The sequence below is a fragment of the Tepidiforma sp. genome (genome assembly GCF_034433535.1).
Lineage (GTDB): Bacteria > Chloroflexota > Dehalococcoidia > Tepidiformales > Tepidiformaceae > Tepidiforma.
This window is the reverse complement of the sequence record NZ_DAOUAO010000040.1, coordinates 1-14987: the sequence shown is the minus strand read 5'-3', so window position 1 is coordinate 14987 and position 14987 is coordinate 1. Positions and strand designations below refer to the sequence as shown.

The 14987-nt window shown below is 69.0% G+C and carries 13 protein-coding genes; 2 read left to right on the top strand and 11 right to left on the bottom strand.

What is annotated here, in order from left to right; genetic code table 11:
• Positions 1-119: 119 nt before the first annotated feature.
• From aspS to VAE46_RS02090, 5 genes are read right to left on the bottom strand one after another with little or no spacing between them, the layout of a single operon-like run.
• The gene (aspS, locus tag VAE46_RS02110; RefSeq protein WP_322795254.1) at positions 120-1886 is read right to left on the bottom strand and encodes an aspartate--tRNA ligase; all 1767 of its coding nucleotides are present in this window, start codon (positions 1884-1886) and stop codon (positions 120-122) included.
• Positions 1887-1912: 26 nt separating this feature from the next.
• A complete protein-coding gene (locus tag VAE46_RS02105) occupies positions 1913-2281 on the bottom strand; it encodes a winged helix-turn-helix domain-containing protein (RefSeq protein WP_322795253.1) in 369 nt (122 codons plus the stop codon).
• Positions 2282-2290: 9 nt separating this feature from the next.
• Positions 2291-3007, bottom strand: a complete 717-nt coding sequence (locus VAE46_RS02100; RefSeq protein WP_322795252.1) for a hypothetical protein — start codon at positions 3005-3007, stop codon at positions 2291-2293.
• Positions 3004-3714, bottom strand: a complete 711-nt coding sequence (locus VAE46_RS02095; protein ID WP_322795251.1) for a histidine phosphatase family protein — start codon at positions 3712-3714, stop codon at positions 3004-3006. The genes VAE46_RS02100 and VAE46_RS02095 overlap by 4 nt, the downstream gene beginning before the upstream one ends.
• A complete protein-coding gene (locus tag VAE46_RS02090; RefSeq protein WP_322795250.1) occupies positions 3711-4211 on the bottom strand; it encodes a MarR family winged helix-turn-helix transcriptional regulator in 501 nt (166 codons plus the stop codon). The genes VAE46_RS02095 and VAE46_RS02090 overlap by 4 nt, the downstream gene beginning before the upstream one ends.
• Before the next feature lie 98 nt (positions 4212-4309).
• Between VAE46_RS02090 and VAE46_RS02085 the strand changes: the two genes are divergently transcribed.
• Together VAE46_RS02085 and VAE46_RS02080 are read left to right on the top strand one after the other, a co-directional pair.
• A complete protein-coding gene (locus VAE46_RS02085; RefSeq protein WP_322795249.1) occupies positions 4310-5386 on the top strand; it encodes a class I SAM-dependent methyltransferase in 1077 nt (358 codons plus the stop codon).
• Complete coding sequence (locus VAE46_RS02080) at positions 5383-5916, top strand: redoxin domain-containing protein (RefSeq protein ID WP_322795248.1); 534 nt, start codon at positions 5383-5385, stop codon at positions 5914-5916. The genes VAE46_RS02085 and VAE46_RS02080 overlap by 4 nt, the downstream gene beginning before the upstream one ends.
• On the opposite strand, the gene VAE46_RS02075 is transcribed toward VAE46_RS02080, so the two are convergent.
• The 6 genes from VAE46_RS02075 to VAE46_RS02050 form a co-directional block, all read right to left on the bottom strand.
• Positions 5904-6290, bottom strand: coding sequence for an eCIS core domain-containing protein (locus VAE46_RS02075; protein ID WP_322795247.1), 387 nt, complete (start codon positions 6288-6290; stop codon positions 5904-5906). The two genes, VAE46_RS02080 and VAE46_RS02075, sit on opposite strands and share 13 nt — an antisense overlap.
• On the bottom strand, positions 6277-10713 hold the full coding sequence (locus VAE46_RS02070) for a DUF2298 domain-containing protein (RefSeq protein WP_322795246.1): 4437 nt from the start codon (positions 10711-10713) through the stop codon (positions 6277-6279). The genes VAE46_RS02075 and VAE46_RS02070 overlap by 14 nt, the downstream gene beginning before the upstream one ends.
• A 186-nt stretch (positions 10714-10899) precedes the next feature.
• Positions 10900-11733, bottom strand: a complete 834-nt coding sequence (locus tag VAE46_RS02065) for a formate/nitrite transporter family protein (RefSeq protein ID WP_322795245.1) — start codon at positions 11731-11733, stop codon at positions 10900-10902.
• Positions 11730-13301 (bottom strand): precorrin-3B synthase, encoded by a 1572-nt coding sequence (gene cobG, locus VAE46_RS02060; protein ID WP_322795244.1) that lies wholly within the window; start codon positions 13299-13301, stop codon positions 11730-11732. Before cobG ends, VAE46_RS02065 begins: the two co-directional genes overlap by 4 nt.
• 180 nt (positions 13302-13481) lie before the next feature.
• Positions 13482-14498, bottom strand: a complete 1017-nt coding sequence (gene gap / locus VAE46_RS02055; RefSeq protein WP_322795243.1) for a type I glyceraldehyde-3-phosphate dehydrogenase — start codon at positions 14496-14498, stop codon at positions 13482-13484.
• A gap of 79 nt (positions 14499-14577) precedes the next feature.
• Complete coding sequence (locus VAE46_RS02050; protein ID WP_322795270.1) at positions 14578-14895, bottom strand: YbjQ family protein; 318 nt, start codon at positions 14893-14895, stop codon at positions 14578-14580.
• Between the last annotated feature and the right edge of the window lie 92 nt (positions 14896-14987).

Genomic DNA, 14987 nt, shown 5'->3' with positions numbered 1-14987 from the left:
CGAGTGAACAGCGACAGCGCGTCCCCGCAGGCGGGGCCGCGCCGCTGATGGTCTAACAGGGTACACGGCGCCGGGCCGTGATTGGATGCTTTCGCTTACGGGCGTGCGAAAAGGGGGCTTTACGGCGCCGGGGCGATGACGCGGATGCCGAGCTCCTCGAGCTGTTTCGAGTCGACCGGCGAGGGTGCGCCCATGAGGGGGTCGGTGCCCGAGGAGGCCTTGGGGAAGGCGATGACGTCGCGGATGTTTTCGGTGCCGACGAGGGACATCAGGAGGCGGTCGATGCCCATGCCGACGCCGCCCTCGGGCGGCACGCCGTACTCGAGGGCATCGAGGATGACGCCGAAGCGCTCCTGCTGCTCCTCGGGGGAGTAGCCCATGAGCGAGAAGACCTTCTCCTGGTGGCGCCGCTGGTTGATACGGATAGAGCCGCCGCCGATTTCGACCCCGTTGAGGATGAGGTCGTACTGGCGGGCGATGACCGCGCCCGGGTCGGTATCGAGGAGCGGCTCATGCTCGGGGAGGAAGCCGGAGAAGGGGTTGTGGGTGGCGTCCCAGCGGTTCTCCTCGGGGCGCCACTCCAGCAGCGGGAAGCCCTGGACCCAGGCCATGCGGTAAACCGAGGGGTCCTTGAGGTTGAGGCGGGTGCCCAGTTCCTCGCGGACTTCGTGGAGGGCGCGGGCCACGACCGCCTGGGAATCGGCGACGATGAGGAGCATGTCGCCATCGCGAGCGCCGGTCAGGGCGCGGATGGCGGCCAGCTCCTCTTCGCTGAGGAAGCGAGCGATGGGCGAGCGGAGTTCGCCGGGGGTGAACCCGATGTAGGCGAGGCCTTTGGCCCCAGCGCCGCGGGCGATCGCGGTCAGTTCGTCGATCTCGCGGCGGGTGAAGTCGGCCTTGCCCGGCACGCAGATGGCCTTGACCTGGCCGCCGGACTGGATGGCGCCGGCGAAGACCTGGAAGGAGGTTCCCCGCAGGGGCTCAGTGATGTCGATGAATTCGAGGCCGTAGCGAAGGTCTGGGCGGTCGATGCCGTAGCGCTCGATGCAGTCGGCGTACTGGAGCCGGGGGATGGAGCGGGAGGGGAGCTTCGCGGTGCCGAAGCGGGAGAGGATTTCCACGTAGAGGTCCTCGATGAGGCCCATGACGTCGTCTTCATCGACGAAGGCCATCTCGAGGTCGAGCTGGGTGTGCTCGGCGATGCGGTTGGCGCGGAAGTCCTCGTCGCGGTAGCAGCGGGCGATCTGGAAGTACTTCTCGAAACCCGCGGCCATGAGCAGCTGCTTGAGGATCTGGGGCGACTGGGGCAGGGCGAAGAAGGTGCCGGGCTTGATGCGGGCCGGCACGAGGAAGTCGCGGGCGCCCTCAGGCGTGCTCTTGACGAGGGTGGGGGTTTCGATTTCGTAGAAGCCGCGGTCGGAGAGGTACTGGCGGATGAAGCGGACGACTTCGTGGCGGAGCTTGATGACGCTTGCTACCTCCGGGCGGCGGAGGTCGAGGTAGCGGTACTTCAGGCGGAGGAGCTCATCGACGTCCGCCGGTTCGTTGATGTAGAAGGGCGGGGTTTGCGCCTCGGCGAGGACGGTGCACGACTCGGGGATGACCTCGACCTCGCCGGTTGGGAGGTTGGGGTTGACGGTGGCAGGCGAACGGCGGGCCACGCGCCCGCGGACCTGGAGGACCCATTCGGTGCGGGCGCGGTGGGCCACGGTGTGGGCATCCGGGGTATCGGGGTTGAAGACGACCTGGACGATGCCGGAGGTGTCGCGAAGGTCGATGAAGATGAGGCCGCCGTGGTCGCGGCGTCGGTGGACCCAGCCGGCGAGGGTGACGGTGGTTCCTTCGTGGACGGGGCGGAGTTCGCCACAGTAGGCGTCTTTGAGCATGGGGTAGAGGGTACCGGAACGCCCGGTTATGCGGACGGGGATGGGCCGCGGGTGAGCGATCCGAGCTCGTCGTCGAAGGCCTGTCGGACGGCGGCTTCGACGCGGTCGCGGAAGCGGGCGTAGGCAGCGAGGAGGGCCTGGCCCTCGGGGGTGAGGGCGGTGTGGCCGCCGCCGGCGCCGCCTACTTCGGAGCGGACGAGCGGGTAGCCGAGGTTGGCTTCGAGCTCCTTGATTTTGCCCCAGGCCCGGCGGTAGGAGAGGCCCATGGCGGCGGCTGCGGCGGCCAGCGACCCGCTTTCGCCGATGAGCTGGAGCAGCCGGAGGCGGTAATCGGACATCACCAGGCGGCCTTCGGATTCGAGCCAGAGCTTGGCGCGCGGCACGAACGGCTGCATGGGGTGAGCCTACTGCGACTCCGGCGGGGCTGCGAGCGAGAAGAGGGCGAGGAAGGCCCCCGGCAGTCGCCAGCGGTGCTCCCAGCGAACCCCGGGGAGCTCATCGAGGCGGGTGTGGTAGCGGTCAGAGCCGGGGAACTCTTCGAACGAGAGGAGGGCGAAGCCGGCGGAGGCGAGGCTGGTGAGGAGATCGTCGAGGGTCCAGGGCTCTTCGCCGCGGGCTTCGCCGAAGTAGGAATGGCCGACGATTAGGAGCCCTTTGTACACCTCCGCCACGCGGGCGATGGGATGGCGGTCGGAGATGAGGAGGCGGCCGCCGGGGAGGATGGCGCGGGCGAGGGATTCGGCCCAGGCGTCGAGGTCGGGGATGGCGTCGAGGGCGCCGAAGGTGCTGATTATGGCGCCGAACGGCCCGCCATCGGCCGGGACGAAGCCGGGAGGGACCGTGGCCCAGTCGACCGGGCGACCGGCAGCGCGGGCGAGGTCGCGGGCTGGCGCGAGGTCGGCATCGGACCAGGCGAAGGCGGTGACGCGGGCGCCGAGGTTGACCAGGGAGAGGGCTTCCTCGCCCCGGTTCTCGGGGGTGACCGGGCCGACGAGCACGCGGTGCCCGGCGATGTCGTCGAGCAGTTGGAGCTCGGCAGGATTGAAGCAGGTGCCGCCGTGGGCGTAGAAGGCAGGGTCGATCTCGAACCACGACGGGTCCGGCTGGAGGGTGCGGCTCATGCGTTGAGGTCGCTGCGGGAGGACTGGATCGGCATGACGTGGGAGTAGTCGTTGATGGTGAGGATAACGCGGCGGGTATCGGCGGCGCGGAGGACCGAGATGGAGGTGTGGTGCACGGGGACGAGGTGGTCGAACGGCGAGCCAAAGACGTGGCTCAAGATGGCGTTGATGACGCCGCCGTGACAGACGACGGCGACGCGCATGCCGATGGACTCTTCGATGATGGTATCGAGGGCGCGGAAGACGCGTTCGCGGAAGGCGCCGACGTCCTCGCAGTAGGGATAGGCCGAGTGCTTGCGGGTGCGGGTAACTTCGCGGTAGACCTCGGCGAGCTGCTCGCGGGTGTAGATATCGAGGAGGCCTTTATCCTGCGGGGCGCGCTGCCAGAGGTCGATTTCGCGCAGGTCGGGCATGACGATGGGGTCCATGCCGTGGTGCCAGGCGATGGCGCGGGCGGTGTCGTGGGCGCGGCGCATGTCGCTGCAGTAGACCCGGCCGAGGCGGGCGTTGGCGAGGCGGCGCCCGACGGCTTCGGCCTGCTTCTGGCCGAGCTCGGAGAGGGGGGCATCGTAGGCCTGGCCGAGCGGGATGTTCTCGAAGAACTTCTGCTCACCATGGCGGATGAGGAGGATTTCGACGAGACCTTCGAACGAATCGAGGAAGGGGTTTTCGAGGTCGATGGTGCGAACGCGGCGCTGCTGGGTCACTGGAGGTTCACCCCCGGCATGGCAACTGCAGCGAGGTCGGGCTCGACGCGCTGGACGTATTCGGAAGCGGCGACGAAGGCCTTGAGGCCCCGGACGAGGGCTTCGAGGTCTTCGTGGTTCATTTCGATGAGGATGCGGCGGGTAAAGACTTCGGAGCCAGTTTCGAGGCGGGAGCAGGCGGCCTCGCCCTGCTCGGTGAGGAAGTTGCGGACGAGGCGGCGGTCGGCGTCATCGTCTTCTCGGCGGATGAGGCGGGCTTTCACGAGGCGATCGACGATGCCGGAGATGGTGGGCGGGGTGACGCCGAGGCGGGTCGCGAGCTCGCCGGCGGTCACGCCGGGCGTTTCGCGGACGAGGAAGAGGACGCGCAGCTGGGCGGTGGTGAGCCCCATCTCGGCCCAGGTGCGGAAGCGGAGGGGGTCGAACATGTTGACGGTCTCGCCGAACAGGCGAATGGCTGCGTCGACGGCGCTCTCGGAGGCGGGGGGTGACTGCACGGCAGGAATCCTTGAACGGGGTTCGCAGGGGCTGTGGTGAACTCTAGCACCGAACGGCGCTTGCCTCCTCCCGGCGGCGGGGGTGGATACTGGAGACGATGGCACTTGACCTCGACCCGGGCACGGCTGCACTGGGGAACCCCCGGCTAATCGCGGCGATCGCGGCGGAGATGGACGGCGGGGCGATCCCGTTTTCGCGCTTCATGGAGCTGGCGCTGTACCACCCGGAGCATGGCTACTACCGGAAGCGGGGCCGCATCGGGAAGCAGGGCGATTTCGTCACCAGCCCGGTGGTGCACCCGATGTTCGGGTGGGCGGTGGCAGGGTGGTGCCAGTGGGCCTGGGAGCAGCTGGGCGAACCCGGGGAGTTCGTGATCTTCGAACCGGGCGCCGGGGAAGGCGCGCTGGCCAGGGCGGTGCTGGACTGGGCGGAGGGGCGCGGCGGGGGGTTCGCACGGGCGTTGCGCTACGTTGCCATCGAGCCGAACAGCCCGGGCGATGACCCGCGGGTGGCATGGCGGGTGCCGCCGGTGGAGCCGGCCGCGGCGGGGGTCGTGGTCGCCAATGAGCTGTTCGACGCCTTCCCGGTGCGGCTGTTCGAGGCGACGCCGCGGGGCCCGGCGGAGGTATATGTGCGGTGGGACGGCGAGCGGTTCGTGGAGACGAGCGGCCCAATTGCGAGCATCGACGGGGCGCCGGCAGAGGGCCGGTTCGAGGTCAACGACGCGCTCTACGGGGCGGCGCGGAGCCTCTGCGGGCTGGTCGAACGCGGGGCGGTGCTGGTGTTCGACTACGGCTGCCTGCAGGAGGAGCTCTGGGCGCCGTGGCGCACGCAGGGGACGCTGCTCTGCTTCTACCGCCACACCGCGCATGAGGACCCTTACATCCACGTGGGCGAGCAGGACATCACGGCCCACATCAACCTCTCGGAGCTGCTGGCGGCGATCGAGGATGAGGGGATGACTCCGTGGGGGCCGGTTTCGCAGCAGGAGTTCCTCTACAGCGTCGGGCTGGGCGGGCTGGTCGAGGCCGCCCGGGCGGACCTGCAGGAGTACTTCGCGCGGCGGCGAGCACTGGAACAGCTGACCGACGGCGCCGGCCTCGGGCGAATCCGGGTCACCGCCGGCACGCGCGGGCTGGCGGGCACGCCGCCAGGATTCGAGCCGCTGCCATGAGCGCAACGGAAGGGGCGAACGGGCACGGGCCGGGGGTCCGGGCGCCGATTGCGCCGGGCGAACAGGCGCCGGACTTCGAACTGCCGGCCGTGCCCGATGGGGGCGAGCCCTTCACGGTGCGGCTGCGGGACCTGCTCGCGCGGGGGCGAGTGCTGCTCATCTTCTACCAGGACGACGGGATGCCGATCTGCACGAGTGAGCTCAAGGCGTTCGCACAGGAGTATGACCTGCTGCGGGAGGACGGCGTGCAGGTGTTCGGCATCAACACGAACGGGATCGGCTCGCATGGGAAGTTCCAGGAGCGCGACCACTTCCCCTTCCCGCTCATTTCGGACTTCTACGGCGAGGCGGTGCGGGCGTACGGGTTCTGGGACCCGGAGGAACGGAAATCGCGGCGGGGGGTGGTGGTGGTCGGCCGGGACGGGCGGGTGGAGTATGTGCTGCCGCACTTCAACCCCGGGAGCCTGGCGGCCTTCGAGGGGGTGTTCCGGGGGCTCGGGCTGCTGGGGGACCCCGGTCAGGGGGGGTAGCCGCGGGATCGGAGCGCCGCGCGGACGGTGCGCTGGAGTTCGATGCAGGGGACCTCGAGCGGGTGCCGGTCGTGGCGGAAGCCCTGACGGAGCTGGCCAAGGAGGTAGCGGGCGTAGAAGCGGGGGCGGCCAAGCTGGCGCACCTGGGTGATGTGGGCGGCCTCGTGGGCGACGAGGGCAAGGCCGGCCGCGGACCCCGGACGATACGCACCGGCACGGAACAGGACGAACGGGGCGAAGGTGACGGCGCTCATGCCGACGATGCGCGGCACCCAGCCGGCCAGGCCGCCATGGAGGATGCGCATCGCTTCGAGGTCGCGGCGGGGAACCCATTCGGCGAGGCGGCCCACGACGGCGGGGTCAAGGCGCTGCACCGGGCACCGCCGGGGCGAGGAGCGATTGGTCGACGCGGTAGATGATGTTCTGGCCGTCGCGAAAGACTTCGGAGAGGGCGGGCATCGCGGCGAGGGCGGCGAGCGCCTCGGGCGTGCCGTGGATGCGCTCCTCGGTGCCGACGATGACGTACTGGACGTTGTAGGTGCGCAGGAACTGCTCGGCCTGGAGGGTGTTCGGGTCGGTGTAGAAGCGCTGGACATCGGCGCGGCGCTGCTGGACGAGGCTGGCGTACTCGGTGCGCTGCTGGATCTGATGCCAGTCCCAGCCGATGACGGCGGGGAGGCCGGTGTACTCGGAGATGCGGCCCGTCCAGCGGTAGAGAGGGCCGACCGCTTCGACGATGACCGGGGAGCCCTCGACGTTCTCGCGGAGCCACTCGATGAGCGGGAGGTCTTCATCGAGGCGGAAGGTGACGTCATCGGACGGGCCGGGGTCGGTCCCGGGCTCGGTGAAGGTGCCGTGTTCGAAGAAGGCAAAGCCGTCCAGGGTGAGCGGGGTATCGCCGAAGCGGGCCTGCTGGCGCGCGCTGGTGCCGGAGATGACATACGGCGTGGAGGCAAGCAGGAGCGCGCCGAGGGCGCCGAGCGCCGCGATTCGCGCGGCGGCGGCCGGCCGGGCGGCGGGCCGGGCGGCGAGGAGGGCGGAGATCACATCCCAGGCGGCGAAGGCGCTGGCCAGGGCGAAGAGGTGCCACGCCTGGAGGCCGAACTTGAAGACGGTGTTCATGCGGACGATGTCGTTCTTGAGGGTGACGACGTCGACGCCGGCGGCGATGGCGAAGGCGAGCGCAGAGAGCAGGCTGACCAGCAGGCGGGGCAGGTCGGGCCGGGGCTGGCGGAGCTCGTCCACCGCGTGGTTGGCGAGGAAGATGATGGCCACCAGGCTGAGGGTGACGGTGGTCAGCCCAAAGGCCCAGGTAAATGCCACCAGCCCCGCGAGGAAGAGCAGGAGCGACGCGACCTCCAGGCGGCCGGCCACGACGGCGAGGACGGGGTTACGGCCGGGTTCGAAGCCGCGGGCTGCGAGCATCCGGTACTGGCGCAGCGCGATCCAGGCGACGGCGATGCCGACGAAGACGCCGTACTGCGCGAGGAACTGCTGGAAGGGCGTGGTCTCGGGGGCGCGGACGATGCCGGGGTCGAAGGTTTCGAACCGGCCCGCGAACGGCGCGAAGGGGATGAGCAGGGCAGCGGCGAAGAGCGCAAGCTGGCCGAGGGCGTTCCAGGTGCGGCGCTCGCCGGAGCCCGGTGCGAGCAGCGCACCGAGGAGGATGGCGGCAACCCCGAGGATGACGGCGGTTGGGAAGTCCCAGGTGTGGACCATGCGGATGGTGCCGACCGCAAGCCCGAGCACCCCGGCGAGCACCCACGACCGGCGGCTATCGCCGGCCGCGGCAGCGAGGACCATGACGACGGCGAGGCCCACGAGGGTGACGAAGAAGGGGATGGCCATCAGGTGCGGGTGGAGATCGGCGAAGAGGAACGACCAGTAGGGGAATTCGGTGATATCGAAGGAGCCGAAGTGGACGCGCGAGCTTCGCCACCAGTCGAAGGGCGGGAGCGGCGCGCTGCCGAGGAGCCACTGCCAGAGGCCGCCGACGATGCCGACCGCGCCGCCGATAACGGGCACCCCTTCGAACAGGGACCAGCGGTTGACCGCCTGCAGGCGCTCGATCCACTGGTGCAGCGCGTCGAGGTTGCCGGCGGCGACCAGCAGGAAGGCCGCGAGCACACCCACGAGGACGACAGGGCCGTTGGGTCGGACCCCGGGTGCCTGGCGTGCCTTCGCCACGAGGCCGGAGACGACGCCGCAGGCCACCGCCGCGGCCGAGGCGGCGAAGGTGGGGACGCCGAGGTTGAAGGCGACCTCGGGGAGGATGCCGAAGGCGCGAATCGGGACGGCGAGGAAGAACCAGCCCCAGTAGTAGTAGTTCATGCTGCCGCCGGCAAACCAGGGGTCGTACGGCGGCAGGATTGTCGAGCGGGTGACGGCAGTCAGGTAGGCGATTTCCATCGGCTTTTCGCCGCCCTGCGGGTGGTGCCAGAGGTCGGGGTTGGCCGCACGCAGGAGGAGGAAGGCGAAGAAGGCAGCGAGGAAGACGCCCTCGGCGGCGAGCCAGCTGCGCCAGCGGGTGCGGGCGTCTTCGAGGAGGTCGCCACGCCTGAGGATGGCAAGGGCGGCGCCGGCAAGCACGACTATGGCGAAGGCGGCCCAGGCGAGCCCCCGGGAGAATTCGAACAGGCCCCAGGCGACCAGCATCCAGGCGACGAGGGCAACGGCGGCCGGTCCGAGCAGGCGGGCCAGGCTCCAGGCGCTGCCGGGGAGCGGGCGGGCGAGCCAGGCCACCCAGGGGAGGGCAGCGAGGGTGGCGAGTTCGAGCCAGAGCAGCCACCAGAGCCAGGGGGCGGCGGCCACCGGTCCCGGATTGGGGAAGACATCGCCGAAGGTGCCGCCCGCCTGCTGACGCGCGGCTTCGGCGGCGGTGAACTGGAGGCCGTTGCTGCGGCCCTGGCGCGGGAGGAGGTTGACCGCCGATTCGGGGCGGGCCTCGGCGAGCAGGGCGTAGGCGCGGGCGGGGTCGAAAGCGGCGGTCTTGCGGTAGATGCGGACCTCCGGGTGGTCGTAGACGGTGAAGGACTCCTCGGCTGAGGAGTCATCGATAGAGATGCCGAGGAAGGAGGGGCGCACCCGGAAGGTGGCGACCCGTTCGAAGCCGAGGTCGCCGGAATCGAGCAGCCGGTAATAGCGGATGGTGGCGGGGTATTCACGTTCGAGCCGGGGCACGGACTCGCGGATGCGGCCGGATGTGACCGCGATGTAGTCGGCACCCACGAGCCCGGGCCGGTTGGCGTCCCCGGGGGTGCCGTAGATGAGCTCCTGGATCTTGGCGGGCGAATCGGTGCGGTAGAGGTCGAGTTCGACGAAGCGGTAGGCACGCTCGCGGCCCGGGAAGTCCCAGGGGACGGGGTCGTCCCAGATTTCGGTGGTGATGGCGGAGCCCGGGGGGATGTTGTCGTAGACCCACTGCGTCGCGGCGATGCGGGGGTGGGTTTCGAAGTAGACGTTCTGAAAGGCGAGGGCCCACCAGCCCGACCCGGCGATGGCGACCCCGGTGATCGCGAGGGCAGCGGTGCGCGCCGCGCCGGGGCTGAGGGCTGCGGTCAACGGCCCGAGGGTAAACGTCACCCTTTTTCGCGCGCGGCGGAGCAGTTCGAGGACCGCCCAGGCGGCGAAGAGGCAGAGGACCGGGTAGGCCGGCAGGAAGTAGCGCATGAAGGCCACGAAGCGCGGCCCCCAGAAGACGACCACGAGCAGGGCAAGGGCCACGGGCAGCAGGAGGGCGACTTCGCGGCGGCGAGCCGAGCGGATGAGCGCTGCGGCGAGGCCCCCGAACGCCGGGATGGCGAGGGCGGGACCTAGACCCCACAGGACCAGCTGGCGGAGCGGGGTGAGGAACGGGGTCGAGCCGGCGAACTGGACGAACGGCGGGTAGTCGGCGTTGCCCTGCTGGAAGTCCCGCTCGCGCTGGATGTCGTCCCACCAGCGGGCATCGAGGGCGAAGTCCCACGGGTGCGGACCGGCGAAGGCGTAGGGCTGGGCGACGCGGAAGACGAGCAGCGAGACGGCCCCGGCGAGGCAGAGCATGGCGACATCGGAGACCCAGGCACCGCGGGCCCGGGGCCCAGCGGGAGCTTCGCCGCGCCAGGTAAGCCGCAGGCCGGGGAAGTCGTAGAGGGCGATGCGGAGCAGGGCGGCAAGCACCGGGATGGCGGCGAAGATGGCGCCGTTCACCTTGCTGGCCGTGGCGAGGCCGATGGCCGCGCCGATGCCGACGGCGAGCAGCCACGCGTTGCGGGATTCGGCGCGCACCCAGTGAACGGAGAGCAGGAGGGTAAGGAGGGCGAACAGGTTGAGGTAGGGGTCCATGGCCCAGAAATGGGCCAGCTGGGTGGGCAGCACTGCGATGGCATAGAGGAAGGCCGCGAGGAGGCCCAGGCGGCGGGAGCCCAGGGCGGACCCCAGGAGGAAGACGAGCACGATGACGAGGACATCGACGAAGGCGGTGACCTGCCGGCCGGAGATGACGGTGGCGACGTACGAGTTGCCGGGCCCGGCGGGGTCATCTCCGCGCAGGGTGGCGACGGCCTTCACGAGGAACAGCGGAAAGGTGCCGTAGACGTAGGAGTTGGTCTGGCCGTCGTTGTACGGGTTGAGCGGCGAGCGGGCGGTATCGAAGTACTCGGCCGGGGAGGAGGGCCAGTCGATGCGGTCGGCGACGAGCGAGAGGAAGCGCTCATCGGGGTGCATCTGGAGGGGGTAGGCGGCGCCGGGCGGGGTATCCCAGCCGAGGCCGTGGAAGCGAAGGGCGGCGCCGAGGACGAGGATGGCAGCGAGGAGCACGGGCCATTGGAACACCCGGTGCAGTGGCGCAGGCAGGCGGCGGGGGAACCGGGGCCGGGCGGGGTGGGTGGCCAAGCGCTCCTCCTGGGTGGTCTACAGGATACGCAAGGCCGGGTTTTGGCGGGGAGAACGCCGAGGGCCCGGCGTGCTGCCGGGCCCTTGCCGGGGTTTGCGGCGGTGCGGAGGCTAGTCGGCAGCGGCGGACCGCCCGGTGACCTGGGTAGCGCCGGTTTCGGCGGGGCGAGGGAGCGCAAGGCGTGCATTGGCGAGCAGGTAGGCGCCGGCCACGAAGACGGCGCCGCCAACGATATTCCCCAGTGTAACGGGGATGAGGTTGTGGGCGAAGCCTGCCCAGGAGACGGAGTCGGCGTGGGGCTGGAAGAGCGCAATGCCCAGCAGCGTCATGTTGGCGACTGAGTGCTCGAAACCGGCGCCGATGAAGGCGAACAGGCACCAGAAGATCATGATGAGCTTGCCCGCCTCGCTCTGCTGGCGCATGGCGGACCAGACGGCGAGACAGACCAGCCAGTTGCACAGGATGCCGCGGAAGAAGGCGTCTTCGAACGAGAGGGTCATTTTGGCGGCGGCGATTTTCTGGATGAAATCGGCCTGGGGGGCTGCCCCGAGGGCACCGCTCTGGGCGACGAGCCAGGCGAGGGCGAGCGAGCCGGCGAGGTTGCCGGCGAGCGACACGGCCCAGGTGCCCGCCAGCGACGAAACCGGCACGGCGCCTCGAAGCGCGCCGACGGTCATGACGAGGGTATTGCCGGTAAACAGTTCGGAGCCGGCGACGATGACGAGCGAGAGCGCGATCCCGAAGGATGCACCCATCACGAACTTGAGGAAGGGTGAGCCCGCGACCGAAAGCGGCGCGCCGATTGCGAAGATGAGCACGATACCGAACCCGACATAGATGCCGGCGAGCGCGGAGAGAATCAGGTAGCCGTGGGGTTTTTCGCGCAGGAAGGCCGCCTTGGCGGCTGCCGCCTTGCTGCAGGCTTCGAGTGCGTCGGTGGTCATGCGGAAACTTCCTCCATAGTTTCGTCTTCGGATGCGGTCTTTGTTTCGAGGTGGATGAGCGAAAGGGGCACCGTCTGGGCGAAGCGCTGGCGGACGAGGGCTTCGACGAGGACGGGGAGGTCTTCCCAGTGGACGTTTTCGAGGATTTTCGAGGCGAGGCGAGGTTCATCGCCGAGACGGCCGCCGACGTAGACATCGGCGGCTTCTTCGACGCGGCTGCCGAGGCGGATGTTGGTGCCCTGGAGGCCAATATCGGCGATGTGGTGCTTGCCGCAGGCGTGGATGCATCCAGAGACGTGGATGCGGGTGCCGCGCGGTACCTGGACGCCACGGCGTTCGAGTTCGGAGGCGAGCTGGTAGGCGTGGCGCTTGGTATCAATGAGGCTGAAGTGGCAGTAGTCGTTGCCTGTGCAGGCGACAAGGTGGCGCCAGATGTGGGACGGGTTGGGCTTGAGGCGCTCGAGAATGGGTTCGGCGAGGAGGTTCGAGAGCGCGGCATCGGGGATGTGGGGGATCACGATGTTCTGGTCGACGGTGAGGCGGAGCTGGCCCTGGCCGTAGGAATCTGCGAGGTCAGCGACGCCTTCGAGCTCATTGGCGGTGATGCGTCCAACGGGGACGTGGAGGCCGATGTAGTTCTTCCCGACCTGGCGCTGCGGGTGAATGCCGAGATGGTCGCCCGCGACCCGGAGGCGCTCATCAATGCCGGCGCGCTGGAGAGGCCGGCCGAACTCTCGCTCGACTTCGTCGCGGAGGCGTTCTTCACCCCATTCGGCGATGAGCCACTTGAGCCGGGCTTTGGTCCGCACGTCCCGCGGGCCGTTGTCCCGGTAGACCCGCAGGAGGGCGAGGAAGAAGGGGACGACTTCCTCGGGCGTGACGAAGACGTCGAGCGGCGTGGCGAGCCGGGGGCTGGTTCCGCCCAGGGCGCCACCGACGAGGACGTTGAACCCGGCAACACGGCGACCGTCCCGCTCGCGGGTAGCCGGGACGAATCCGAGGTCCTGCGATTGGGCGTCGCCACAATCATCGCGGCAGCCGGCAATTGCGACGTTGAACTTGCGCGGGAGGTTGGAGAATTGCCTGCCGGCGGCGAGGTGGGCTTCGGCGAGTGCGTTGACGAGGGGGGTGGAGTCGAACAGCTCCATGCCGTCGATGCCGGCGAGCGGACAACCGATGAAGTTGCGAACGTTGTCCATCCCCGTCTGGCGGGTGGTGATCCCCGCCTCGCTGAGGCGCTCGATGATGCCGGGAATATCGGGCAGGAGCAGGTCGCGCAGCTGGAGGTTCTGGCGCGTGGTGATGTCGGCGGTGCCGCCTCCGTGCTCCCGGGCGATGCCGGCGATGACGCGGGCCTGGCTGGAGGTGAGGCGGCCGCCAGTGATGCGCAGGCGCATCATGAAGGTGCCGGGCTTCTGGGGGCGGTGGAAGACGCCGTACCACTTGAAGCGCTGGAGGTGGGCCTCGTCGAGCTCCTGCGGCGGGACTCCCCTGCGGGCGAACTCAACGAGGTCCTCCCAGGAATCGAGTCCGTCCTTTTCCTGCTTGATGGCTTCGATTTTGTTCATACTCCCTCGGCGTGAATGGTGTTGCCGCGGCAAGTCTCGATTTCGGCGGTTTCGTTCAGATGGCGATGGGATGACGAGTCGTTTGCGGCTGGGTTTCGCGTTCGTTTCGAACACAGCAACCGCCCCGGCCGGGCGGCCGGGGCGGCGAAAGGACGGGTGCGGAAAAAGGGGGACTGTGGCTTAAAGGCCTTTTTCGACCAGGAAGGCAGCGAGGTCGCTCAGGCGGCAGGCGTAGCCCCACTCGTTGTCGTACCGGGCGGCGACTTTGACTAGGTTGCCGCCGACCACGTTGGTCGAGAGGCCGTCGACGATGGAGGAGCGCTCGTCGCCCTTGAGGTCCATGGAAACGACGGGGTCCATGGTGATGCCGAGGATGCCCTTCATCTTCTCGGCAGCGGTTTCGCGGATGATGTCGTTCAGGGCGTCTTTGGTGGTGTCTTTCTCGGTGAGGGCGACGACTTCGACGATGGAGACGGTCGGGGTAGGCACGCGATAGGCGAGGCCATCGAGGCGGCCTTCGACCTCGGGGATAACCAGCTTGAGCGCGCGGGCCGCGCCGGTGGAGGTGGGGACGATGTTGAGGGCGCCGGCGCGCATTTCGCGGAGGTCGGAGCCAGCGGCCTTATCGAGGATCTGCTGGGAGTTGGTGTAGCTGTGGATGGTGGTCATCTGGCCTTTGACGAGGCCGAGATTATCGACGACGACTTTGACGACAGGGGCGAGCCCGTTGGTGGTGCAGGAAGCGTTGGAGATGACGTGGTGGCGGGCCGGGTCGTAGGCGTCCTGGTTGACGCCGAGGACGATGGTCACGTCTTCGTTCTTCGCGGGGGCCGAGATGATGACCTTCTTGACGGTGTCACGGCGGTGCGCCGCGGCCTTCGTGGCGTCGGTGAAGAGGCCGGTGGATTCGATGACGATCTCGGCGCCGACGGAGCCCCAGGGGATTGCGCCCGGGTCGCGCTCGGCGAAGACGCGGACCGGCCGGCCGTCGACAACGAGCGAGTCGTTTTCGGCGCGGATGTCGCGGTTCCAGCGGCCGTAGTTGGAGTCGTACTTGAGCAGGTTGGCGTTGACGTCGGTGGCGACGAGGTCGTTGATGGCGACGACTTCGAGCTGGCCGGGGTAGCGGTCGGTGATGGCTTTGAAGACCTGACGGCCGATGCGACCGAAGCCGTTGATGCCGATTTTGGTGGGCAAGGGGGTTCCTCCGGTGGGGTATGGGCCGTGCTGGGGTGACGGTACCCGGCGGGGGTTAAGTGTGCCGCCGGGCGAGGATTCAGGCGAGTTTCACGGCGGTGCCGGAGGCGGTAATCATCAACATCTGGCCTCCGCCCACGGTTTCGTAATCCAGTTTGACGCCGACGACGGCATCGGCGCCGAGCTGCTGGGCGTACTGGAGCATCTCGGCGATGGCGCCGTCGCGGCCCTTGCGCAGCTCTTCTTCGTACTTGCCGGAGCGGCCGCCGACGATGTTGCGGAAGCCGGCGGCAATGTCCTTGAACACGTTGACGCCGAGGATGACCTCGCCGGCCACGACCCCGAGATATTCGGTGATGGTGCGGCCTTCGATGGTGCCGGTGGTGGTGAGGAGAATGGCCATGGTTCCTCCATCGAATGACGTGGGATGGGTGGCAGGGACGCCCCCAGTGTAGCGGGTTCGGCGGCCGTTTCCCGTTCTGTAACTTT